Here is a 24,232-nt window from a genome sequence, read left to right on the forward strand (position 1 = left end):
TCTCTGTTTTGATATGATTTATAAGATATATGCTGTGGGAAACCCTTTCCACGGATGAAATTGCCATGAATTCTTTTCCATCAAGTGCAACCGATAGGTTGCGGTTTCAGCTAGCTATTTCTCCAGTGAATTGTGAATACGCTCAATAGTTAAAAGCATTATTTAAGTTATTCCTTATGAAAGGGTACAGAATAAATTAACGTGTAAATATTTAATTTTTGTAATTTTTTTCCATTAAAAGTCTGTATTTTTTATATCTGTTCAATTCGTTCTGCTTATCTAAGTCAATGCGCTGTAGAGCCTTACTGCAACTTTTTAGTCTGCCTTTGAATATTATGTTTACGGTCTGTTAATACCATATAAGTCTCAATATATTAATAATGACCCATTCTCAGATCTGAAATATAAAGCTTTCCAGGGTTCAGGGCAAACGAGACTTGAAAACTCTTTTGAAAAAGGTGTATATAATTTTATTTAATTCCATCGTTTTCACCCAGGGGTTGCCAGAGGCTACATGGGAAAATAATTGTAAGGCGTATTGAGACCCTTATATAAAAGATATCTTTTCCGGGACAACTTCTGGATTTCAGGATTTACTTGATTTTATTGTTGGGGAAATTATAAAATGAATAAGAAATTTCTGGACTTATTCGTATTATATGCTTTTCTGTTTGCTTTACTTGTTATATCGCCTGCGTATTTCCAGGTGGACAGGGAAAAGGATGCGAGTTCCAAAATGGGCCCTATGATGCATAGTTATGGTTTTGAGCAGTGTGACAGCATGTTTGAAGGTTTCGGGTCAAAAACTTTCAAAGAGGTTTTACCGGATATTTTGTTGATCCTCTATTTCATTCAGCGTCTCTACTGCTCACAAATTCCTTATCTCTTCTGTACAGGTCGAGCTTTGTGCAGATAGCTATTGAAATCCAGATTGTAAATCCGGAAATGAAGGCTTTTAAAAATTCTATTAACGTAAAGTGGAGGTAATTTATCGTTCCAGACGTTATAAACATTGCATCAAGAATAAGGCTAGACGCTCCGAATAGCAGGAGTGCTATAAACACCCTTAAAATTCTCTGTGTTACACTGCCTGAATCATTCGGTATCCCTTCTCGTATGATCAGGAAGTATGCAATATTCGTGCCAAGGAACAGTCCTGCTATATCGGAACTCACCAGCGACAGGGCTGTAAATACAATAGGGATAACAAACATAACGGAATAAAAAAGTAGATTCCTGTGCCTCAAAGTGAGTTCAAAATTCTCTTTTTTGAAAAAATCATCTTTCAGAGGGCTTTTGAGAAAATGATCAAAGATTATCAGGAAAATTAATCCTATAGTAGCCCCTCCCAATACGTCTCCTAAGAAATGTCTTCCCAGATACATCCTTGAAAAAGCCATGATTACTATTACCAGAGGAGTAAGTCTTTTAATTACTCTGCTCTTGAAAATAATGGCGCTTCCTCCCCATAGCGCAGTCGTAAGTGCGACATGCCCGGAAGGAAAACCGAAAGGTGAACTGGTAAACGCTTCTTGAAGGCGAAATGCTTTAAGAACCTCTTTGTCGGGAAGCTTGAAAATACCTTCCGGTCCGTTCCCATTAAAAAGTGACGTATTTTTAATTCCTGACTCCAGGTTAAGAACTCTATTATCTACAAAATCCGGCCTTGGAAATGCGATCAACACCTTTAGAATCACAGTAACCAGGCCTGTCCAGAGCAGTAGCTGGTACAGAATAAAACCTTTTTTAAAATCAACGCCAAAAGTGGTAATGATTGTTATGGCAATTAAAAACGAGGAAGATCCCATCATAGTTATCAGAATCATGAGGAACGTAAACCATTCGTTTCCAAGGGACTGCAGGTAGATTATAGGTTCGGTCTGGAACATCTCTATAGCTCCTTGAAAGGCCATTTTTCTGGATTTGAATTGTATAATATTTTCATTTATTTTCTTCCTCAGAGGCTGGCAAAATGTAAAAAGTTTTTCGTTTTTACCTGGATATTTCGTAATCCCAAAACCTGTTTTCAGACAAACCTGTTCTCAGGCAAAAAGGGAGCAGACGGATACGTTGTGGTCGCTCCTTTCTGGCAGACATATTCCATCTATCCGTCTGATGCAGAGATGGAGGCGCTTATAAGGAACAGCACAGTTTACCTTGAGGAAAGGGACTATGTTAATTCCGAAAAATTGGGACTTACTGGCTTTTGTGCAGGCGGTAGGTATACGATGCTTTTCTTGCCGCAGATCAAGGAGTTTAAGTCCGGAGTCGCATGGTATGGTTTTCCCTATACAGGCGGAGCTAAAATCCAGCCAGACAAGCCGGCCAGCCTGATAGACCAGCTTAACGCGCCTATGCTTATGATACACGGCACCCGGGATCAGGCAACAACATTTCTGACATCTACAGATACGCAGATGAACTGGATGCTGCTGACAAATACTTCGAACTGAAAGTTTACCAGGGCGAACCGCACGGCTTTATGATCGCAGAAAGCGAAAAACTTTCCGAAAGTTTCGTTGCACAGGAAGCATATAGGAATGATAGGCTTCTTTGACAGAACATTGAATGATTCATCCCGGTAGCTTGAGAGGGCATATCCTCTCATCAATTCATTCTCTTTTTAACAATCGGCAGACTTTTCCTTTTTTTATATAAAAGATATGTATTTTGTATGTGATCCTTAGAATTTCCATTTAGCAATTTATTTTTACTTTTTATGATTCCCGGAATTAAATGTAACTTTGCAACTCCCTAATACGATTTTTCAAAAAAAGAGATATATATTTAGATTTCTATATTATTAAACATAAAAATCTGCGTCAGGAACACAGAATCATGGTAAATACACTTTCTCACATAGGAGTAGGCCTTCTCATTGCCCTGGCTTTAGGCCTGAAAGGAAACAAACTGAAGGTTGTAGCCTTTCTCTCCCTGCTTCCTGACCTGGACTTTATCCTGTACTCGGCATTTGACTTTGCCAATAATAACCTGAGCCATGAGGCCAGAAATCAGCTTTTTTACCTGATCGGGCACAGGGAGTTCATGCACTCGATACTTTTCATTGTTCTTATTACACTTTTTATCTGGTTTAAGACAAAGGATTGGCTTTTTACGGTTGGAGGGTTCCAATCCATTTTTTTCCATTCCTACCTCGATTACGTTACAAGCTGGAAAATGCGTCCCTTCTATCCGTTCAGTACAGATGCTTCCATTATGGGAGCAGTTTATTTCTTCGACCCGTTATTAAATTTGCTCCCTCTATTGCCTCTCGTTATTATAATTATGGGAAATTTGAGCCACACAGGAAAACTCAATGGAAAATTAAACAGCTTTTGCACTTTCATATACAGGATTGATGATAAGCTCTATGCCTCGTTGATTCTTGTACTTCTTGTCTGGCTTATTTTTATGCCAGTCTCAAAAGCTTTCCTGATCAACCATATCTCCGGGGCAGAAGAAGCCGAAATAAGTTACCAGAATACTTATCCTGAATCCGTGGACAAATTTATAACGGCTTACTCATTTAATTCTACCCATTATAAAGTCCTGGAAATAAGCTATCTTTCAGGAATCGAGAGAAGTTCTTACGTTGAAAAAGTTTTTGTAGAGGGCGATGTTCCTGATGCTGCTGCCTATATCAAAAGAGTAGAAAAGTTATATCACGCAGGTGTTCCTCAGGAAATTGACTATCCGGTTTACTATATTTCCGAAAAAAATGGCTATGTAACGGTTATCCTTAGCGATGCCAGAAATCCGTACTGTGGAGAATTGGCTTATTTTAAATCGTTTTACAGGTTCGTTTTTGATAAGAAAAATGGAGAGGATTATGAGGTCTCTGCAGGTATGCACGGAGGACCGGAAGAGAGGTTAGGCAGGAACTGGTTTGGATGAATCTTTAAATCATCAATAGAATATTTTTGCATTGGAAATGCGATGAAAACCCTAGTTAGCCTCTTTCGGCACGGCAGCTTACAAAAATGAATTCTGTTTTACTTTTGCGATGTAATCACAACTAAAAGAAAAATCGTAACTATTCAGCCTACCAAAAATCAGTTGATTAATATTGATTTTGACATCACAGATCAGTGTGATTACTAACCAATGAAATAATACAAAACGCAATCAATAGCCAACAATTAAAGAAAATCCATTCACAGACATTTGTACATTGAATCTTATGAAATATGGTTACTGAGGTTGTTTTTCCTAGGCTGAATAGTTACGAAAAATCATAGATTTTTCTGTTTCCGAACCTCAGCTCTGAAGACGCGGAATTCGGACGGTGATCCGGTTCTTCTTTTGGGACTGATGAAGTAGTTGGTATTTGTTTTAATGCTATTTTTGATTGCTGTATTCCTAAAAATAAAAAAGCTGTAATTGGAAAATAGTAAAATGAAGGTAAAAAATAATTTCCTGGTAAACAGTTCACCCGAAGTTTCCTACGTTAAATCTGGAACTCCGCCATAGTAGGGATGTCCTGCGTTATTCCGTGTGTATTTTTTGAATCTTTTTGAAATACTTGTCGATTTCCTCCCAATTGACTATATTCCAGAATGCGTCTATGAATTTGCCCCTTTCATTCTTGTAATCAATATAGTAAGCATGTTCCCACACATCGAGAGCCATAAGGATCGGGAAATCCGGTACCAGATTTACATTATGCTTTTCTATCTGCATTATCCCAAGTCTTTTAGTGTCACCACAGAAGGTTAATGCTGCCCATCCGGAGCCTTCCACACTTGATGCAACCTGGGTAAACTCTTTTTTAAACCTGTCAAAGCTTCCGAAATCTTCTTTGATCGCATCAAATAATTCGCCTACAGGTTCTTTGCTTGCATTGCTTGCAGGAGTCATTTCCCACCAGAAAAAGTCATGAAGGACATGCCCGCCCAGATTAAAAGCCACAGCTTTTGCAGTTGCTTTATAATCAAAATCCGTTCCTTCTGCCCTTGCTTTGTCCATCATTTGCAAAAGCGAATTCACATTCGTCACATAAGCCTGATGGTGTTTGTCATGGTGTATCCGCAGCTGTTCTTCTGAAATATAAGGTTTCAGGTCTGCATAACCATATTTCAAAGCCGGTAATTTGTACATCTCTTTAGCCATATTTTCTTCCCCTGTTCGTAATCAATTGATTTAATTAAATTTGTTAAGGATCTGATCTGTATGGAACTTGATGTGTACGTTCTAAAGTAAATTCCATTGCAAATCCTGCCAACCGATTTACCCCTTAACTATGTTAACAGAAATCTGTCTCTCAATATCTCTCAAATAATTCTGTCTCAAACTATTCTGCTATTTTATCTCTTCAAATACATATTAAATTGGCATATGGCAATTCCAAATGCAGAGTATAATTATACGCCGCATCTATTTAAAGGTAAAAGATACAAATTATGAGATAATTTTTGTAGAATATTTATCTGGAGTTTTATCAGAGGATTTTTGCCATAATTATTTACTTCTGCTCCCGGTGCACGTAAAAATCCATTTCATTCTTTAATTTCATTGATTACTGAAAAGATGGTGAAATCATCGACGAAAAATTTTTCTATGACCTTGTGGGACTGATGGAGCAGATTGGCCTGATGTGAGGAAATAAATGAAATAATCAATTATTCAAGTCTACCTGAGATTTTTGTATCTTCTGTTTTCGAAATATCTTCATTTTAGAGATCTTCTGTTTTTTGATTTCTTCTGCTTCTGGCAACTCCTTTCAATTAAAGATATATACATTGTTCTCTCCCTTAATTAAGGGATAAAGCAAATGGTGAACACACTCTCTCACCTGGGAATCGGCCTTTTGATTGCCCTGGCACTCGGCTTAAAAGGAAAAAAGCGAAATGTAGTAGCGTTCATGTCAATCCTTCCTGACCTGGATTTTATTCCATACGCTGTATTTGCCCTCATCGGCAGCAGCGTGAGCCACGAGACGCGAAACCAGCTTTTCTACTTTTTTGGGCACAGGGAAATTATGCACTCTATCATTTTCATCCTGCTTGTTACGTTTCTGATCTGGGTTAAAACCAAAGACCGTCTGTTCGCAGCTGCCGGGTTTGCAGCCATTTTCTCCCACGTCTACCTTGATTACGCGACAAGCTGGAAAATGCGGCCCCTCTACCCGTTCAGCACAGATGCATCCATTATGGGAGCCGTTTACTTTTTCGATCCGGTGGCAAACCTCCTTCCCCTGCTACCTATCTTTATTGTACTTGTTGGATATATGAAAAGTCGCGGAAAGTGGAAAGGAAAATTCAATAACTTCTGCGCTTTTGTCACTGAGAACCGGAGCAAATTCTATACCACCCTTTTAATCGTACTTGTGGTCTGGCTTACAGTGCTGCCGGTAGCAAAACTCATCCTTATAAATCATATTTCCGAGGCTGAAGGAGTCGATATAAGTTACCAGGACACCTATCCTTCATCTTTTGGCAAGTTCCTTGCCGCATATCCGTATAACTCCACACATTACAAGATTATAGAAGTCAGCTACTGGTCAGGGATCGAAAAAAGCGATTACATTAAAAAAGTTAATGTGACCGGCAATGTCCCCAATGCTTCTGCCTACATCGAAAGAGCCGAAAAGCTCTATAGCACGGTTCTTCCTCAGGAAATCGATTATCCGGTTTATTCGGTCTCCAAAAATAACAGTTCAGTAACTGTCATGTTGAGCGATTCAAGAGATGAATATGTCAAATACTGGACTTATTTTAAAACAGTTTACAGATTCGTTTTTGATACTCAAAGCGAGAAATATGTGGCATATGCAAGCGTACAGGGGGAAAAGGAGAAAAGATTGGAGGAAAACTGGTTTGGGTGAAAAATCTCTGGAAATATAACTATTTTTGAATATTTTATTGGGTTTTCTACTCAATTTGAAAAAAATATTATTCAAATTTAAAGTCATTTAATTCACAGTTCCAGAACCAGGGCAGATCATCCAATGAAAAACCAATGAAATCTTCGTCACGAGAAATAGCTCCTATGTTTTGAGCTTCTTCCCAATATTCTTCTATCGCTTCGTAAAATTCCTTAAATATTTGCGGATTATATTTTAGAGCTCCAACTAGCACATAATTAATACTGGCACTTTCCTTGAATCTATGATTCCGTTTCAAAGATGGTGAATCAACTCTCTCCAATAAATGCTGTAAGCATTTCTCAACTTGGTAAACTAATAATTCCAATGCTTTTGAAGAAATTTCATCTTTTGGTTTATTGTAATTAAGAAGTTTCGCAAAAAGTGAATGGCGAGCATTGTAAATGACGTCATTAAACGTATAAGGATCATCTTGCCAATCGCCAATAACTGGTGGGTGAACAAAAAGCGGTGTTTTTTCTATTGGATCATTATGCATTCGGTAAGTGAAGTTCCTATTACAGAGAGAAAAAGTACCTTCATTTATTTGATCATTAAATGTTATAATTACTAATCCAGGAATGGAAGTGAGATAAATGTCTGAAAAATCTCCTAACAGCTTATCTAATAAGTAACGTCTTGGGAACGCACCTTTTTCTTCATCCATTAAAATAACTGTTTCTGCACCAACAAGGCATTTAGTCTCCTTTAATATAATTGCATCAGGTATTTTCTCCGCCCAGTCATTGATGCCAACAATTGCTAGACCCGCTGTATTCAAGTCTTTCATCACTTTGTATGTTCGTTGTCCATCATTAGAAATAGTTAATAAAGGCGCATAATTTAGAAAAATATGTTCAATAAATTTTCGAACCTCTTTTTCTTGGTAGATAAACCCTTCAGGCAAGTCTCTATTAGAAAAACTCAAAATATTTTCTTCCAATAAATTATAAATAATTTCAATATATTCACTAATTAAATTTGAATCCCTAAGCGCTTTTAGATATTTTTCATAAGCCTGCAAAACTCTTGATGGTATAATATCAATTAATTTTTCATACCTTTCATCCTTCACTATATCCAACCTGCTTGGTGACAATGACAATTTAGATTGGCCTGAAAGGTTAATTGATGCTTGAATGCTTAAAAATAAATTTTCAGGTAAGAGTTTACTGCAAGGAATTGAAAATCCATTTTGGGCAAAAACACTATATTGTGATTTACCGAAGATGTTAGAATTATTTATATCTCCGAAAATTCTCAATTTTCCTTCAATGCCTTCTTTTTCATCATCGAATGTAACTTCAAAATAATCTTTTGTATTTTTTATATTATTTATTTTCTCACCTGGTAAATAAGGCTTATATGTCTCGGTTTTCTCGCTTGTCTCAATGACTATTGGGTACTCTATAAAAGGAGCAATCTCTGATATTTTCTCAACTAATGATATAGAAGAGAAAGGATGGTTAGATTTCAGAGAAAGAGTTATTTTAGTTCCGATATCAGCAAAAGAAGAATGCCTTCGAACAAAGTAATCATAGGCAGTTGGAATTTCAATATTTATTGGGGCAGGTGGATTTAGTGGATCAAGTGGCTTTCTCCGACTCTCCACTCTAAAACTAGAAGCTACCATAAAAATAGAGAGAATACCTATTCCGAACTCGCTAACTGGATCGATTTCTACGCCACTTGTACGGCATTCTGAACTGTTGTAATAACTTTTTCCAATCTGTAAAAAGTAATTCTCAAAAATATATTCGTCCATTCCGATTCCATTATCTTCAATAATAAGTTCCTCGTCTTTCAAAGTTATTTTTATGAATGGTAGGAATGGATTCCCTTCGTTCTTTTCCATTGATTCACGGTAACGAACAGCATCTATTGAGTTCTGTAAAAGTTCACGAAGAGTTAAAGAAGGATCTCCATATAATCTCTCCCCCATCAAGAGATCAATAACTCGGTGAAAATCAAGTTTGAAATGGAAGTCCGAGTATATGTATTCTTCATTAGACCTAACATTTTCTTTTGTAACTGGGTTTAAAAGATCTAGCTTATATATCTCTGCTAGATTATCTTTGTAGCGTGATAGTAAAAGGATACTTTCCTTGCGTTCGGTTTCTATCATGTCAATAAATTCTCGGAGTGCACGTTCATAGATAGGGTGTTCGCATTCTGCTTCTATATTGATTTCTTTTTGAGATATTTTGCATCCAATAATTGAAAGATGTTTTTTCCACTCCCTGATACTTGTTTCATCTTTTGGGTTAATAAAATCAAGTAAACATCTGGGTGTACGTTCTGGATCAAGATCCAAAATGTCAGCTAAACGAAGTATGACAGATAAATACTGCACATTAACATTCTGATCTTTAACCAGAGCATCACGGCGCCAGAGTTTTGTATTGTAAAGATCTCTCACAGGCAAACCATGACTATCACACACTACTTGCACTAATTTATAATATGGAACTCCTTTCCATGATATGGGCGTTTTTTCCAGCCCGTATTTTTCTTTAATTAATTCGCTGGAACGTTCTACATGTTTTCTACGAAGAAATTCGGTAAAAAGTTTATCTTCAATGAATGTTGCTGTACGATGATCCCCATCCTTTTTTGCTTCATCAAATTTGCAACTTAGTTCTTCATTGAAAATGCGAAGTTTAGCAAATTCAGGACTATTCGCAATTATTTCATTTCTTTCGTCCCGTGAAGCTGTCATACCTACATCATGAAGATATGCAGCATAGATGAGTATCGATAGCTCAATACTGTTTAAGTGTTCAAGAGTATCTGAAGGTATTATTTTTCCCATCAGTTCGACTACTTTTGCACTATGATTACCATTATGCAAGGTAAATTCAGGCATGTTTTCAGGAATTCGTTCTAATAAAGGAGCGATCTCGCGAACAACTGAAATTACATTTTCTGAAATTTCATGTTCTCCTAATGAATTTTCGTTTTCGTACAACTTTTTAAACAGAGTTGTTCGCTTTAATCTCGCAATCGCATCTTCGGACATTTATTTGCTCCTTTACTGCTTGCGAGCCCTTTAGACGTATGACCTGATTAATTTTTTGTTTTTAGTTTAGCATGTCAATTACATTACTTCTACGTTTTTCGATCTCTGCCGCCTGCTCCGCAGTCGTATGGTACCCTGTTTAAGAAGCATCGAAACTCAAATCGGCCCTGAATAACAAAAATCCTCAAAAAAACAGGTTGAAGATTAGTCACTAAAACTCAATGTAAAATAGATTGAATAGATATATCAAAAAAGGAAAGATAAATGGCAAAATAAAGCCATTTCATCACTCTATTATAACAAATCTTTTCTGCATAACAGTAGGTTCCAATATTTCAGGAGGGTGAGAGAACTTCACACTATGGAAAATAATTTTTCCATCACCTTTCTTGACTCCAACAAACTTGAACTTGCTAGTTCCCCCGCTTCCCGGTTTGATAGGCTGATCGGGTACATATGTTGACTCCACAAAATAAACACAATCTGGCATATCCGAAAGTAAACAACTGTAGCCAGTCGAAGGATTCGACGGTATTGAAATTTCAATTATATCTCCAACTTTCCCCTTCATCGGTGGCAATAACTCTAATTTTTGCATTCTTTTATTCCCCCTTTATGTTAACTCTCTCACCATTGTTCTGGAAATTACTCTGTATAAGAATACCTTACACAATTTATCCAAGTGATTGAGTTAAAAGTTAGAATGTTGGTCCAAGTATATACAACTTCCTAACATTAAATACTATATACAAATGTGGAAAAAAGATGCCACAATGTGGAAAAAAGATGCCAACGAGAGTTATACAAACAAATTTTCAAGTCCGCAGCATAAGACGAAGAAAAACAATCTTCTCTAGTAACAGTTTCAGTCTGAGCCCGTCCCTAAATTAAAAAATCCTGTAAAACAAACCGGTACCCGACCTGTTAAAAAATCTATTCAAAAAAGCGACCCTGCAAAAATAAATTTACCACCCGGCCTCCCTCCGGACTGAAGCCCGCCACCGGAAACTAACCTCCAAAAACGCTTATTCAGGCAATTGATACGAAAGCAATATCGTCTCATTTGATATACCCAGCTGGTAAATCATTATAGATTATTATTTGCTAAAAAATATTCTATTTGTTATATACTATTTAAAATCGTGTCAAAAGATTATGATTACGGATAATATATTCTCTGTGGTTTATATATTCAGAAATGGTATTACTTATATACTCATTAGCTTTTGAGATTTGAATATTTGTCTCAAAATGAAAATGAGTTCACTCAAACAGGACAACCGGGTCGTAGGGGTAGGTTAACTGGAAATCGTGAGCATAAGAATTGCTCTTAAATTTTACAAAATACGGCAGATGTGCCAGTTTTGTGAGATTTGATCAATGACTCATCCCCAAAAATCGGCTCTTAAAATGAATTGCTTCTAGGTTCCCCTCCGGACCGGAAGCCCGCTGCCGGAAGCTGACTCCCAAAAAAATTTATTCCGGCAGCGGTGTTTGAGTGGAGGATTATTTTTCTTCACCCGTATCTGTTATTCAGTCTTCTTCCTCTCCTTCTGCTTCTTCTCCTTCTTCTGCTTCTTCTCCTTCTTCTGCTTCTACTATTTCTTCTCCATCTTCTGCTTCTACTATTTCTTCTCCATCTTCTGCTTCGCCCGTATCTTCAAGTTCTTCAAGTTCTTCAAGCTCTTCTACTTCTTCGTTTTCTGAGAGCTCCAGTTCTTCTGATTTTTCTGCTTCTCTGGCTTTAAGGGCGGTCAGTTTCAGCTGCTCTTCGGCTGTTCCGTTTTTGATCCTGGCAACGCCTACAACCTTGTCACCGGATTTGATGTTCATCACTCTTACGCCCTGGGTGTTTCTACCCTGAACTGAGATGTCTTTTGCCGGGACACGGATGATGATGCCTTCGGAGCTGGTTATCATCAGTTCGTCATCTTCAGCTACGGATTTGACGTTGGAAACAAAACCGTTCCTGATGTTGGTGATAATAGTTATCACGCCTCTTCCGCCACGGCGATGAGATGGGTACTGGCTATATTCAGTACGCTTACCAAAGCCATTTACCGTCACCGTCAGGAGGGTTGTGGTCTCATCAACAAGGTCCACGCTGACAACCTCGTCTTCGGGGCCATCAAGCGTCATGCCGCGGACTCCTCTTGCAGTTCGGCCCATCGGACGGACATCTTCTTCGGAAAAGCGGATTGCTTTGCCTTTCTTCGAAACCATCAACACTTCTTTCTTCCCGTCGGTCAGGAGGACTTTTACCAGCTCGTCGCCTTCGTCAAGACTGACTGCAATTATGCCTGCTTTCCTGGGGTTCCTGAACTCGGAAAGAGGGGTCTTCTTGATCGTGCCTGCTCTTGTAGCCATCAAAAGATAGCGGTCTTCGGCAAACTTCTTTACAGGGATCATTGCATTGACCATTTCGCCTTCTTGAAGCTCCAGAAGGTTTACGATGGCTTTTCCTCTGGACTGGCGAGAACCTTCAGGGACTTCGTAGACCTTCTGCCAGTAGAGCCTGCCCAGGTTCGTGAAGAAAAGGATATAATTGTGGGTTGAAGAAATGAAAAGGTTCTCCACAAAATCTTCTTCCTTCATCTCCATGCCGATTATGCCCCTGCCTCCACGCCGTTGCATAGTGTAGGTGTCAAGCGGAAGGCGCTTTATGTAGCCTCCGTTTGTAATCGTGACAACAACATCTTCTTCAGGGATCAGGTCTTCATCCGTAACCTCGGACGCATCATGCACGATTTTTGTCCTGCGGGCGTCTCCGTATTTTCCCTTGAGCTCCAGAAGTTCGTTCCTGATTATTTCGTACTTTAGCTCATCGCTTTCAATGATTTTCCTGAGTTCGGCGATCAGCTTTATGAGGCCTTCAAATTCCTCAAGGATCTTCCGGGTCTCAAGCCCTGTCAAGCGTTGCAGGCGCATATCCAGAATAGCCTTCGACTGGATTTCGTCAAGGGCGAAATTGTCCATCAGGCTCTGCTTCGCTTCGTCAGCGTTTGAAGAGTTTTTAATCAGGGCAACTACTTCGTCTATGTTGTCCAGAGCGATCTTCAGCCCGTCCAGAAGATGGGCTCTTTCCTCGCTTTTCTTCAGGTCATAAAGTGTCCGTTTCTGGACAATTTCCATCCTGTAATCCAGATAAATTTTGAGAAGCTCCATCAGGTTCAGCTCTTTTGGCTTTCCTCCCACAAGAGCCAGGTTGATGATTCCAAAACTGGTCTCCATCTGGGTGTGCTTGTAGAGCTGGTTTAAGATAACTTTCGGGTTTGTGCCCCTAGAAAGCTCGATAACAACCCTGATTCCATCTCTGTCTGACTCGTCCCGAAGATCTGAAATTCCGACAATTGTCTTTTCCCTGGCGAGCTGGGCAATGTTTTCAATCATCCGAGCTTTATTCACCTGATAGGGAAGCTCTGTTACGATAATCTGTTCCCTGTCTTTCTTTAACTCCTGGATTTCGGCAACTGCCCGGATCTTTACAGGACCCCTTCCGGTCATGTACGCGGACTTTATACCTGATGTCCCGAGGATATGGGCACCTGTAGGAAAGTCCGGCCCTTTGATTACGCTCATGAGCTCCTGAATTGTAGTTTCCGGGTTTTCAATAAGCATTAGGGTTCCGTCAATTACCTCCCCTATATTGTGGGGTGCCATGTTTGTTGCCATCCCCACTGCAATGCCTGTAGATCCATTAACAAGAAGGTTCGGAAGTTTTGCGGGGAGAACTTCGGGCTCTTCCATGGACCCATCATAGTTGGGTCTGAAAGGCACCGTTTCCTTATCAATATCTGCCAGCATCTCCTCTGCGATTTTATCCATACGGACTTCAGTATAACGCATGGCTGCAGCCCCGTCCCCATCAATGGACCCGAAGTTCCCCTGCCCGTCGATTAGAGGGTAGCGCAGTGAGAAATCCTGTACCATCCGCACGATACTGTCATAAACGGCAGTGTCTCCGTGAGGGTGATATTTACCAAGCACGTCACCCACCACACGGGCGGACTTCTTAGAAGGCTTATCGTGGGTAATCCCGGCTTCTTTCATTGCAAAAAGGATTCTGCGGTGGACTGGTTTTAAGCCGTCCCTAGCATCGGGAAGTGCCCTTCCTACAATTACGCTCATTGCATAGTTGATGTAAGAGCGTTTCATCTCATCTTCGATAAGGATAGCAGTAACTCCTGTACGTTCGGGTTCTGGCTCTTCGTCCTCAGGCGCGTCTGAAGCAGTATCGGATACGGTTAGTTCTAATTTATGTTCCGGCTCTTCATGTGGAAGAACGGCTGAACTTCCTTCTTTTTCCGGCTCTTCATCTTTCTCTTCCGGGATAAGGGTAGCCTGATGAGTTTTTTTCATTTCAGCTTCTGATTTCTTTTCTTCTTCGTATTTTGCCATTTTTAGCCACCTCAGATATCCAGTTCAACAACCTCTTTTGCGTGCGTTTCTATGAATCTCCGGCGTGGCTCCACCTCATCTCCCATAAGAACTCTGAAGATCTCATCAGCCCGGATCGCATCTTCCAGAGTCACCTGCAAAAGGGTCCGGCTCTCAGGGTTCATGGTGGTTTCCCAGAGTTGTTCAGGGTTCATTTCTCCAAGCCCTTTGTAGCGCTGGATTGCAAGTCCTTTTTCCCCGATTTCCTTTATCTTTTCGTCGAGTTCTCTGTCCGAGTGTATGTAGTACTCAGCTTTGCCTTTTTTTATGCGGTAGAGAGGAGGCTGGGCGATATACACATATCCCGCATCAATCAGAGGCTTCATGTAGCGGAAGAGCAGCGTGAGAAGAAGAGTCCTGATGTGTTCCCCATCCACATCCGCATCAGTCATGAGGATGATTTTATGGTAGCGAGCACTTTCCAGGGTGAAGTCCTCACTGACCCCGGTTCCGATGGCAGTGACCAGGGAAATAACCTCGTTGTTTTTCAGGATCTTTGCAAGTCTGGACTTTTCCACATTCAGGATCTTGCCCCTGAGAGGTAAAATAGCCTGGAAACTTCTGTCTCTACCCTGTTTTGCCGAACCGCCTGCTGAATTACCTTCCACGATGTAAATTTCGCACACTGAAGGATTTTTTTCAGAACAGTCTGCAAGTTTCCCTGGAAGAGTGCTGACTTCAAGGGCGTTCTTTCTCCGGGTGAGTTCCCTTGCTTTTTTTGCGGCTTCCCTGGCTCTCTGGGCAAGAAGGGCTTTTTCAAGGATAATGTTTGCAACTTTAGGGTTTTCCTCAAAGTATTCCGCAAGTCCATCAGTTACAAGAGAGTCCACGATTCCTTTGACATCACTGTTTCCAAGCCTGGTCTTTGTCTGTCCCTCAAACTGAGGTTCCATGAGCTTAACACTGATGATTGCAGTTAGCCCTTCCCTTACATCGTCGCCTGTAAGCTTTTCCTCTTCTTTGGAGAGCTTATTAACTTTAATATAGTCATTTGCAACCCGTGTCAGGGCTGTCTTGAAACCGATGATATGAGTTCCGCCCTCATGAGTATTTATATTGTTTGCAAAGGAATACACGTTCTCTGAATAGCTATTTGTGTACTGCATTGCAATTTCTACTATCATATCGTCTCTTTGGCGCTCAAAATAAATCGGTTTTTCGTGGAGAGACTGTTTTTTCTTGTTCAGGTACTCCACAAATTCCACTATTCCCCCTTCATAGGCAAAAGTCTCAGCCTGCCCATCCGGAGTTCTTAAATCCTTCAAGCTGATGGTAAGACCTCGGTTAAGGAAAGCAAGTTCTCTTAACCTGTTTGAGAGAATATCGTACTCGAAGTATGTGGTTTCAAAAATTTTTGTGTCGGGCTTAAAAGTGATTTTTGTACCCCTACTGTCTGAAGTCCCTATTTCCTGAACATCAGCCTCAGGTTTTCCACGAATATAGCGCTGGAAATACTTATTCCCGTCTCTACTTACTTCTACTTCCAGTAATTCGGAAAGGGCATTTACAACGGAAACCCCTACCCCATGCAGTCCCCCGGAAACTTTGTAGGTATTCTTATCGAACTTTCCTCCGGCATGTAGAACAGTCATAACGACTTCAAGAGCTGATTTCTTGTGAAATGGATGGATGTCGATGGGGATACCTCTCCCATTGTCCAGAACTGTCACACTCTCATCGGGGTTGATCGTGACATCTACCTTGGTACAGAAACCTGCAAGAGCTTCATCAATACTATTGTCTACTACTTCATAGACTAGGTGGTGGAGTCCGCGGCCATCCGTGCTCCCTATGTACATGCTGGGACGTTTCCGGACAGCCTCCAGGCCTTCCAGCACCTGGATGCGCGATGCATCGTAAACCTGTTTATCACTCATCTTGGGTTATTCTCCATAAAAATCTGATAAATTATTTATATTGCATAACATTTTAACGTTTTTTAAAAATTCGTGGGGAAACTTTTATCAAAATAGGTCTTAGAAAATAATATTAATTCTATAAGCCTTCAAATATTATCATAATAATTTTATATTTAAATATTATGTTTCTACCATGAATAAGATTCAATATGCGCTCATACATTTTAAGCCTTTAGATTCACTGAAAATTCCACCAGATTTATTGTGATAAATTCTCTTAGAAAACAGTGTTTTGACATAATTTTGTGCCCAAATATGTGCATTTCATACTAATTTTTTAGCACGTCTTTGGGTTAAATAATTATTTCCTGTTTCGCTCACAAAAACTCGTCTCTCATGAAGAGGCAGGGCAAGACTCGCGGCATTTTAAGGGTTCTTCAGCATATTTTTACACGTCCGGTTTCAAGGTGTTTTTTTACAGCTTAACAAGTAATTCCGGATAAAAATGTCAACCTGAAATACGTTCCGGTTATCGCGATGTACTGATTTGATATCCTGCTGTACCAAACCCGACAGGATTTACTCGCACTTTACTTTAAAGAGAATATTTTATACAATATTTTATACAATATTTTAGATAATATTTTAGAATGTATTTATATATACTTAACCAGTTTCAGGTTCCATACCCAAGGAAATTACCACAAAAAAGACAGGGCACAAAAAACTCACTTTAAATTCGATACTGTGGAAAGCATGGAAAGAATATGCTCATTTTTCCCTAATTCAGGGTTGCAGGTGCTTTTCTTAGCTTCTAACCCATTCCATGTCTCTATAATCACACAGGGCACGAAAAAACCTGTCAGGCGAGATAACCACGGAAGACACTTACAGCCTGGAAAAGAGTGTCCGTATTTCCCTTACTCAGTATTTTCCAACCGACGACTTATAACACGATTTTATAAATTAGCCCTCTTAAGCGAATTAAAAAACAATTTTTCCTGCCCATGAATCAGCCATTTTAGCTTTCCTTGAATAACTTCCACAGCTGCTTCAAGGTTCACGGTTGAATTTTTAAGGCTTGTTTAGGCATATACATCAAATACACTTAAAAAACATCTTTTCTTTGCTTGTGTACAGCCGGATTATCAATTAACTATCAAATTCGGCAATTCATCTATTAATAGAAATAAAAAAATAGTAAAAGTAACTTATATTAAATTAAGGATTTCTACATAGCCAAAATTTCCGTTATTCTTTCAAAATTAACAAGAACCAGAAAAAATAAAAAAGACTCTGATTTTGCATCAGAAGTACATAAGTTCTAAGTGAGTAAAAGAAGATATCGGCCTTTATGTATATTCGTTGTAAGCTACTATTTCTTTAAGAGCTTTCCTTGACTTGGCAGCTGGCGATTCTGCTGAGACTCCCACCGTCAGTAAAGCGACGACTTTTTTGTCCTGCGGTATCTTGAGTATTTTTTTGACTTCTTCTTCGTTGAAAGCACCAATCCAGCAGGTACCCAGCCCTAGCTCGAGAGCCTCCAGTACAATGTGTTCAAGGGCAATGGAAAGGTCAACCTGGTGCCACTTTTGAGCGGAATCCCCAATGCCTGCAATGACGTGCGAGGCGGTACCTACGAAGGCTTGGTTATTGGAAGCGGTAACAAGCTTGTTTTTTATTTGCTCGTTCTCGACAACGATGAACTTCCAGTTCTGCCGGTTTCCGGCCGATGGCGCGAGCCTTGCAGCCTCCAGTAGTTTCTCAAGCTTGTCTTTGGGTATGCGCTCGTCTTTATAAGTCCTTATGCTTCTTCTATCCTTGATTGTGTCAAATACACCCATGTTAATCTCACCTGCGGTCAGAGGGTAATGGATTATTTTTAGAATAATTAGTATTACTTAATAACCCTAAGGTAAATAATAATATAGATATTTGCGTAGCCCGGTTATTCGATAAGTATGAGACCGAAGTCCAGGCAAGAAGGAAAATTAACTCAAGCAAAAAATTAATAATTGAAGAAAAAGAAATATCCTTTAGTATGCCTACAAATCTGAGAATTCTTAGGAAGTTCATGGCAGGTTCAGGTGAATATGTAGGCGGTTTAGCCGTTAGCCTAGTTTTTGAGAGACCAGATTAACAAGGCGGTCGGGAATGTAATCCCATTAAAAAATTTTAAAACTACCGTAAACATAAAAAGAGCCCTGAATGAGGGAAGTCGATGAGGCTACTAATAAGATTAGTACGTTGTCTAGTCTGACGATTGAAGCCTATTTGGGGTAGAAAAATCGAAAAAGTGAAGCAGCTATGGGACAAAATTAATTAAATTTTTAATGAATTTGGGGGGTATAGAGAATGACTGAAGAAGAATTATTACTTCTGGAAAATGAATGGAAACAAGAGGAGCAGGAAATCTTTAGTTTTTGGACTAGGACGGATAAATCAAAGAGGGATGATTAATGATCCAATGAGATATGGGGATCATCAAATAAGTTGATATTTATCCGGCTCTGTAGAAATCCTCTAAACGGAAATGAAGTTCTTCAAATAACAGGCATAAAAAAATGAAAGTACTATTCACCTTAACTTTTTTGGCTATTGATTTCCTCATTGCCCTGGGCAGTAAGGTTGCCCACATTTTGGTTTTTTCAAAACCGTACCTAAACTAAGGTAGTATCACGAATGTGCTGCAAATTCTAAATTAAGTTTTCGTACACTGTCTATAAAATCGATCTTCAGATATCGAATTTTCTACCCAATAACTTTTTGGGATTTATGATTTTACAGAAAAATTGGCACACTGTCTGTTTGTGCTCTGGACTGGCATCCAAGTAGAATAAAGAAATAGAGTAAAAATTACTTAGATAATTCCTCTTCTACCTCTTCGGCTCCTTCTTCAAGTTCCTTCTTTTGCTGGGGGTCAAACATAAGTAAAAGGGCTTGAAACTCGCCTATATGCGTTTTTTCTTCCTTTGCAATGTCCAGAAGGATGGTTCTTATATCTGGATTCTTAGTAAGGTTTGCCATCTGTTCGTATAGGTTTATGGCATCAAGTTCGGCTATAATCCCGGCTCTGAGAATTTCTTTATCAAGGTCTTCTGAGGATATACTTTTAAGGTCGATCGGTATTTGAGATAACATATTACTTACTCCTTCTTTTTAATATGTATATAAAAGAATATATATTTATCTAAACTTAATTTATAAAAGCTGTTGATTGGGTATTTTTGCATATCCCGCCAAAATGGTTTATTAAGGGATGATAAATATACAATTTTAGATATTTAAAGATTAGGAGCTGTCTCAAATACTCTGGGTGGATAACTATCATAGATCTCAAAGAAAAGGAAGTATCCTATCTCATAGTTTACTTAGTTATCTTAAAAATTTAGAATCTATTGGTTCAGTAACAAGAAAATGTGTTTTAACTTTAATAAAAAAGAAGCAGAAGCCGCGAGTGTTGCTGAACAACAAAAATTTCCAAAAGTATCGGTACATTAATATTTAGAAATATATATTTGCCGCTCCTTAATAAACCATTTTGGCGGGATATGCAAAAATACCCATGATCTAAAAAGCATTAAGCCACAGTAAAGTAGGTTAAAACTTTCAAAGTTAATAGCTGCTAAACATCGGTTATTAAAGGTTACAGGCTTAACGGGGGTTTTGTCGGAAATGTTGGCGATACCCCAATTATATAAATAGTCGGAAGGCATAATCATGTTATATTCAACATTTTTCAGCACAGTTTGCCTATTCTGTGGTATATATAAATTCCTTACACGGATAATCAAAAACCGTGATAAGCTCGCCAGGCATAAAACCTATTCTTTTGTACAATTCCCGCGCTGCTTTGCCTTTTGGATCATCTTCCCGGTAGGTTATAACGGTAAAACAACTGCCTTTAGGAAAAAAGGCAAACATATACCGGATTAAGGCAGTCGCCGTGCCCAGCCTGCGGTACTGCGGATGTACCGCGAGAAACTCAAGTTCTTTGGATTCTCTTGAAAACAGCAGGGTTCCAATCAACATATCATTTTCTTTCGCTGCCAAAGCGCCTTGTTCGAGTATCCTTGTTGACAGCCCTTTTTTATACTTGTCCATGTCAAGACCCGGAAAATTGTCTTTCACGAGCTCCAGTAATTTCATCCAGCCATCAATATCGTTGCTTTGCGCAAATCCGATCTCCATAGAAACACCACCAAACTAAATTAATAACCTTAACTCCCATTTTTTGTAGGGAATATATTAAATCTGAGAGCTTTATCTAACTCCATTACTTTCTTAGGAACTTCAGTAACAACCTTAATTTGACAGAATCTTATATTTTGTTAAATGTAAATGGGCTTATTACTTCTGCTTTTTTGTTACCTCAGCTGACATTTATATAAAAATAAATGTAACTATTCAGCCATATCTTTGGTAAAAGCAATTTTTCCTTGTTTCGAGGAAAAATTGCATATAAAATAACCTTCAATTTTCAACATCATGCTTACACGTGAAGAGATCCTTGAAATCTATGAAATTGGTCCTGAAGCAGTTATTGCTTTAATCCAGAGATTTGAGTATATCATAGATAAACAAGCTTCTCAGATTGCTGAACTTGAAGAACGTGTAAGAATCTTAGAGGCTCGTTTAAATCAAAACAGCCAAAATAGCAGTAAACCTCCTTCTACTGATGTTTTTTGTAATGAAAAACCTAAACCTAAGAGTCTCCGTAAGAGTAGTGGCAAAAAACCTGGTGGTCAAAAAGGCCATTATGGAAAGACTCTTGAAATGGTTGAAAACCCTGATTAGATCATATCGTATTCTCCAAACTGCTGCGAAAATTGTGGTCAGCATCTTGAAGATACTGAAGTTGATGACTATGAACGCAGATAAGAAGTTGAAATTCCTCCTGTTCAAATCATATTTACTGAACATCGTTGTGAAATCAAGAAGTGTCCTGATTGCGGGAAAGTTAACAAAGGCTCTTTTCCAGAATCTATAAAATTCCCAATTCAATATGGTCCTCGTCTTTTAGCCTCAATTATGTATTTGAGGAACTATCAATTGATTCCTTATGAAAGGACTTGTGATTTAGTAGAGGACTTCTACGGTATTCGTATTAGCCCAGCTACCATAAAAAGAGCAGAAAAGGAATGTTTCCAGAAACTGGAACTTTTTGAAAAAGCTGCTATGGAACATTTATTAGAGTCCCATGCTGCTCATTGTGACGAGACAGGGATGAGAGTTTTAGGGACGAAATGGTGGCTTCATGTTGTATCAAACAGTCTATGGACCTACTATTTCCCGCATCCTAAAAGAGGGACAGAAGCAATGGATGCCCTGGGATTCCTTCCGAAATACAATGGAGTAGCAGTTCATGATGGATTTGCTTCATACAACAAGTATGGATGTGAACATGCTCTGTGCAACGCTCATCTTAAACGAGAACTTACAGGGATTGAAGAGAATTTTGAGCAGCAATGGGCTAAAGAGATAAATGAACTCCTCAGTGAGATGAAAAAGTACACTGATGAATGCAGAGAGAAGGAAATTTTAATAGATCAAGAAAAAGTAAGGGAATTCGAGAAAATATACGATGCAATAATGCAAGAAGGAATTGAGGAAAATCCACCACCTAAAACCTCTAAAGCTCAGGTGAAAAAGAAAGGAAGCACCCTGGCCACGGTCATACCGGGCTGCATCCGGCACAGCCAGACCATCCGAAACTTCAACACGTTCCCTGTGACCTTGAACCTGACTTATGAGTTCGATGCAGATTTCGCAGATATATTCACCATCAGGGGCATCGCCCCTCCGACAGCTGGGGAAGTGTTGCCTGCCAGGTTCGATGGTAAAAACCTTTACTTATTCTATGAGGGGGAGGACAAGCATCGTCGCAACACGATCATCGCATTTGATCCATTGGCCCACGGGGTAGAAGGGAAAAAATGCACCTTCGAGCTGAAGATAACCCCCCACGGGGCACAGACGGTAAACGTGGAAATCTCCGTCGAGGAGATTAAGCCTGGCAAGGGACCGGAGCGACCAGTGAAAAATCCAGATCAGCGAATGAACCAGATCATGAGGTCCTACGTCACGGCCCTCGAATGCTGCGACAACATACCGACCAGCAATAATATTTTTAACAGCATCATGGTGCGCTCGCTAGCCGATCTGAACATGATGCGCATGAGCCTCAACGGAGACATGTTCCATTCGGCGGGGATACCCTGGTACGACACGCTATTCGGGCGGGATAGCATCATATCGGCACTCCAGCTATTGCCGCTCGAGGCGGGGCTGGCAAAAAGCACGCTGCTGGTGAACGCAAAATTCCAAAGCAACAGATCAGATGACTGGAGGGATCAGGAGCCCGGTAAAATGCTTCACGAACTGAGGCAGGGCGAGCTGGCCAACCTGAACCTGATCCCGCATACGCCGTACTACGGCACCGTCGACGCCACCCCACTGTTCCTGATTCTCCTGACCGAATTACTGCGGGGGACTTTTTCCTACTTTCTTTATAATCTTCGGATACTTTTCCTTTTCCCGGAGAATTTTCAATGGCTATGACGTTTATCTGATGCAGCCAATCATCCCCGAAATCGAAGCGATACCCAAAAGCCCGGTCTACTTCCAGGCCCAGGGACTCAATGAGAGTGGTACGGACGTCGCCGACCATTTCTTCTAAACCCGAGACCTCGATATCCATGGGCAGAGAATAGATGGCAGATCTGTCGTCCGGGCCCACGCCAAGTATAAATTCATAGAGATGTCCGTCGAAGCGGTTGAAGGCCTTGAAGATGCTTTCGTGGAAGTCCTCTAAGGTCTGGTCCCCCCGGATCTGGATGGTGCGGAAGATAATCTGATCATCAAACTCATCACTTACCGGACCTCCAACCAGGTAGACATCCAGAATATATATTTTGGAAGGAGTCTTACCTTTGGCACCCTCCTCTGGGACCTTATTTTCCTTCTTTTTCGGAGGCATATTCATAATCTTCGCAGAGTGCTAGATATTTTTTACTAAGAGACCGATTTTTTGAACTTATTTCAAAACTACTTTCAACACCTCTAAACAAAGATTTCGAAGGAAATAAATCAAGATCGCTAGAACTGACCGAAATACAGGTTTGTAATCAAAAACATGAATATCCGGGGTTTTGAAACCAGCTCATTGGTTAAAAATGGTTTGAGTCCAGCTAAAGTTGCAGAAGATTTTTCGGTCTACCGCTCAATGATTTACCGCTGGATAAAGCGTGCTGAAAAAGAAGGTTTACTCAGCCTTAAATGTAAATCTTGCAGGCGCAACGAGGCATTTACAACCGAATTTATAGCTGAAGTTCAAAAAAAGATTCTTAATCCTCATCATCTATTTGTCACCCACGATGAAAGTATTTTTTGTGTGGATTCAAATAGATCAAGATATTGGGCAATCAAAGGCTCAAAGCCGATTAAATTTACAGGTGGTTCAAAAACCAAAATTGATATTGGAGGAACACTGAAAAAAAAGAGTTTTATAGGTGCTATTTAAGAATTTCACAGAATACAGATTCTTTTCTAAATAGGGTTCTCAAAAAACGATTCGTTTTTTAAGGGTTAATAAGCCTTATTTCGTAAATTAGATATGGTGCTAGTGTCGCGTCAACAGCAAAATGTCGTATAAAATCGATTGCTACTATTCAGAATCGTTGAATCTTTGATAATTGACACGATATTAGTTTTCTTCAATAAAAGTACAGATGATAAAGAATTTATTTTCCGCTAAAGGAACCAAATATCCTTAATATATATTTTAAGGTTTTATAATCATTTATTTTCAAAAGTTAATTTTGTAAAACTGAAAATGGAGCCTCTTGCCATAATTGCAAAAAAATATGATTTGTCAAAAATAAAGCTCTAATCCGCTCATATATTATTTTTAAAGCTTAATAGGATTTATTTCCCTATAATTTGGATTTTTGAGAATGTATTTTTATTGGGAAAACTCAGGTTATATGCCTATTATCTAAAATAAGCATTCTTAATCCTCAGTTTATAAGCTGATTTTGGAGGATAATTTCAAAA

Annotated in this window: 13 protein-coding genes and 3 pseudogenes; 6 read left to right on the plus strand and 10 right to left on the minus strand. The window is 39.4% G+C overall.

The features are described from left to right. Positions 1-848 precede the first annotated feature (848 nt). On the minus strand, positions 849-1,913 hold the full coding sequence (locus RG963_RS12420; protein WP_310576600.1) for a phosphatase PAP2 family protein: 1,065 nt from the start codon (positions 1,911-1,913) through the stop codon (positions 849-851). Between the two features lie 15 nt (positions 1,914-1,928). Here RG963_RS12420 and RG963_RS12425 point away from each other — a divergent pair, with 15 nt between their 5' ends. Both RG963_RS12425 and RG963_RS12430 read left to right on the plus strand, forming a co-directional pair. Further along, complete coding sequence (locus tag RG963_RS12425; RefSeq protein WP_310576601.1) at positions 1,929-2,453, plus strand: dienelactone hydrolase family protein; 525 nt, start codon at positions 1,929-1,931, stop codon at positions 2,451-2,453. Between the two features lie 385 nt (positions 2,454-2,838). Beyond that, positions 2,839-3,894, plus strand: coding sequence for a metal-dependent hydrolase (locus tag RG963_RS12430; protein ID WP_310576602.1), 1,056 nt, complete (start codon positions 2,839-2,841; stop codon positions 3,892-3,894). Between the two features lie 591 nt (positions 3,895-4,485). On the opposite strand, the gene RG963_RS12435 is transcribed toward RG963_RS12430, so the two are convergent. Next, positions 4,486-5,109 (minus strand): superoxide dismutase, encoded by a 624-nt coding sequence (locus tag RG963_RS12435; protein ID WP_310576603.1) that lies wholly within the window; start codon positions 5,107-5,109, stop codon positions 4,486-4,488. Positions 5,110-5,770: 661 nt separating this feature from the next. On the opposite strand from RG963_RS12435, the gene RG963_RS12440 reads away from it, so the two are divergent. Next, positions 5,771-6,823, plus strand: coding sequence for a metal-dependent hydrolase (locus RG963_RS12440; protein ID WP_310576604.1), 1,053 nt, complete (start codon positions 5,771-5,773; stop codon positions 6,821-6,823). Positions 6,824-6,890: 67 nt separating this feature from the next. On the opposite strand, the gene RG963_RS12445 is transcribed toward RG963_RS12440, so the two are convergent. The 7 genes from RG963_RS12445 to RG963_RS12475 all read right to left on the minus strand — a co-directional run bounded on the left by RG963_RS12445 (position 6,891) and on the right by RG963_RS12475 (position 20,368). Then, positions 6,891-9,881, minus strand: coding sequence for an HD domain-containing protein (locus RG963_RS12445; RefSeq protein WP_310576605.1), 2,991 nt, complete (start codon positions 9,879-9,881; stop codon positions 6,891-6,893). Between the two features lie 286 nt (positions 9,882-10,167). Then, positions 10,168-10,479, minus strand: a complete 312-nt coding sequence (locus RG963_RS12450) for a protease inhibitor I42 family protein (RefSeq protein ID WP_310576606.1) — start codon at positions 10,477-10,479, stop codon at positions 10,168-10,170. Positions 10,480-11,414: 935 nt separating this feature from the next. Next, positions 11,415-14,279: a DNA gyrase subunit A gene (gyrA, locus tag RG963_RS12455; protein WP_310576607.1), complete on the minus strand. Its 2,865-nt coding sequence runs from the start codon at positions 14,277-14,279 to the stop codon at positions 11,415-11,417. An 11-nt stretch (positions 14,280-14,290) separates the two neighbouring features. Continuing rightward, positions 14,291-16,195, minus strand: coding sequence for a DNA topoisomerase (ATP-hydrolyzing) subunit B (gyrB, locus tag RG963_RS12460; RefSeq protein WP_310576608.1), 1,905 nt, complete (start codon positions 16,193-16,195; stop codon positions 14,291-14,293). 1,334 nt (positions 16,196-17,529) lie between these two features. After that, positions 17,530-18,021 carry a nitroreductase family protein gene (locus RG963_RS12465; RefSeq protein WP_310576609.1) on the minus strand — a complete coding sequence of 164 codons (492 nt, stop codon included), beginning with the start codon at positions 18,019-18,021 and terminating at the stop codon, positions 17,530-17,532. Positions 18,022-19,033: 1,012 nt separating this feature from the next. Beyond that, positions 19,034-19,318 carry a ferritin family protein gene (locus RG963_RS12470; RefSeq protein WP_310576610.1) on the minus strand — a complete coding sequence of 95 codons (285 nt, stop codon included), beginning with the start codon at positions 19,316-19,318 and terminating at the stop codon, positions 19,034-19,036. Positions 19,319-19,930: 612 nt separating this feature from the next. Then, on the minus strand, positions 19,931-20,368 hold the full coding sequence (locus RG963_RS12475) for a GNAT family N-acetyltransferase (protein ID WP_310576611.1): 438 nt from the start codon (positions 20,366-20,368) through the stop codon (positions 19,931-19,933). 297 nt (positions 20,369-20,665) lie between these two features. On the opposite strand from RG963_RS12475, the pseudogene tnpC reads away from it, so the two are divergent. Both tnpC and RG963_RS16620 read left to right on the plus strand, forming a co-directional pair. Continuing rightward, positions 20,666-21,836, plus strand: a pseudogene (gene tnpC, locus RG963_RS16615) (IS66 family transposase); the annotation flags it as partial. Next, a pseudogene (locus RG963_RS16620) lies at positions 21,821-22,153 on the plus strand (glycogen debranching N-terminal domain-containing protein); the annotation flags it as partial. The pseudogenes tnpC and RG963_RS16620, both read left to right, overlap by 16 nt. Before the next feature lie 274 nt (positions 22,154-22,427). Here RG963_RS16620 and RG963_RS16625 read toward each other — a convergent pair. Then, positions 22,428-23,162 carry an IS1096 element passenger TnpR family protein gene (locus RG963_RS16625; RefSeq protein ID WP_396654727.1) on the minus strand — a complete coding sequence of 245 codons (735 nt, stop codon included), beginning with the start codon at positions 23,160-23,162 and terminating at the stop codon, positions 22,428-22,430. 180 nt (positions 23,163-23,342) lie between these two features. On the opposite strand from RG963_RS16625, the pseudogene RG963_RS12485 reads away from it, so the two are divergent. Next, positions 23,343-23,743 (plus strand): annotated as a pseudogene (locus RG963_RS12485) (helix-turn-helix domain-containing protein); the annotation flags it as partial. Positions 23,744-24,232: the final 489 nt, after the last annotated feature.

This window comes from Methanosarcina baikalica (assembly GCF_031461075.1).
Classification (GTDB): Archaea; Halobacteriota; Methanosarcinia; order Methanosarcinales; family Methanosarcinaceae; genus Methanosarcina; species Methanosarcina baikalica.

What these genes read in the sequence shown, in the direction of transcription:
- RG963_RS12420 (WP_310576600.1), bottom strand. Translation starts at nt 1,913, where the DNA reads ATGGCCTTTCAAGGAGCTATAGAGATGTTCCAGACCGAACCTATAATC.
- RG963_RS12430 (WP_310576602.1), top strand. Translation starts at nt 2,839, where the DNA reads ATGGTAAATACACTTTCTCACATAGGAGTAGGCCTTCTCATTGCCCTG.
- RG963_RS12435 (WP_310576603.1), bottom strand. Translation starts at nt 5,109, where the DNA reads ATGGCTAAAGAGATGTACAAATTACCGGCTTTGAAATATGGTTATGCA.
- RG963_RS12440 (WP_310576604.1), top strand. Translation starts at nt 5,771, where the DNA reads ATGGTGAACACACTCTCTCACCTGGGAATCGGCCTTTTGATTGCCCTG.
- RG963_RS12445 (WP_310576605.1), bottom strand. Translation starts at nt 9,881, where the DNA reads ATGTCCGAAGATGCGATTGCGAGATTAAAGCGAACAACTCTGTTTAAA.
- RG963_RS12450 (WP_310576606.1), bottom strand. Translation starts at nt 10,479, where the DNA reads ATGCAAAAATTAGAGTTATTGCCACCGATGAAGGGGAAAGTTGGAGAT.
- gyrA (WP_310576607.1), bottom strand. Translation starts at nt 14,279, where the DNA reads ATGGCAAAATACGAAGAAGAAAAGAAATCAGAAGCTGAAATGAAAAAA.
- gyrB (WP_310576608.1), bottom strand. Translation starts at nt 16,195, where the DNA reads ATGAGTGATAAACAGGTTTACGATGCATCGCGCATCCAGGTGCTGGAA.
- RG963_RS12465 (WP_310576609.1), bottom strand. Translation starts at nt 18,021, where the DNA reads ATGGGTGTATTTGACACAATCAAGGATAGAAGAAGCATAAGGACTTAT.
- RG963_RS12470 (WP_310576610.1), bottom strand. Translation starts at nt 19,318, where the DNA reads ATGTTATCTCAAATACCGATCGACCTTAAAAGTATATCCTCAGAAGAC.
- RG963_RS12475 (WP_310576611.1), bottom strand. Translation starts at nt 20,368, where the DNA reads ATGGAGATCGGATTTGCGCAAAGCAACGATATTGATGGCTGGATGAAA.
- RG963_RS16625 (WP_396654727.1), bottom strand. Translation starts at nt 23,162, where the DNA reads ATGAATATGCCTCCGAAAAAGAAGGAAAATAAGGTCCCAGAGGAGGGT.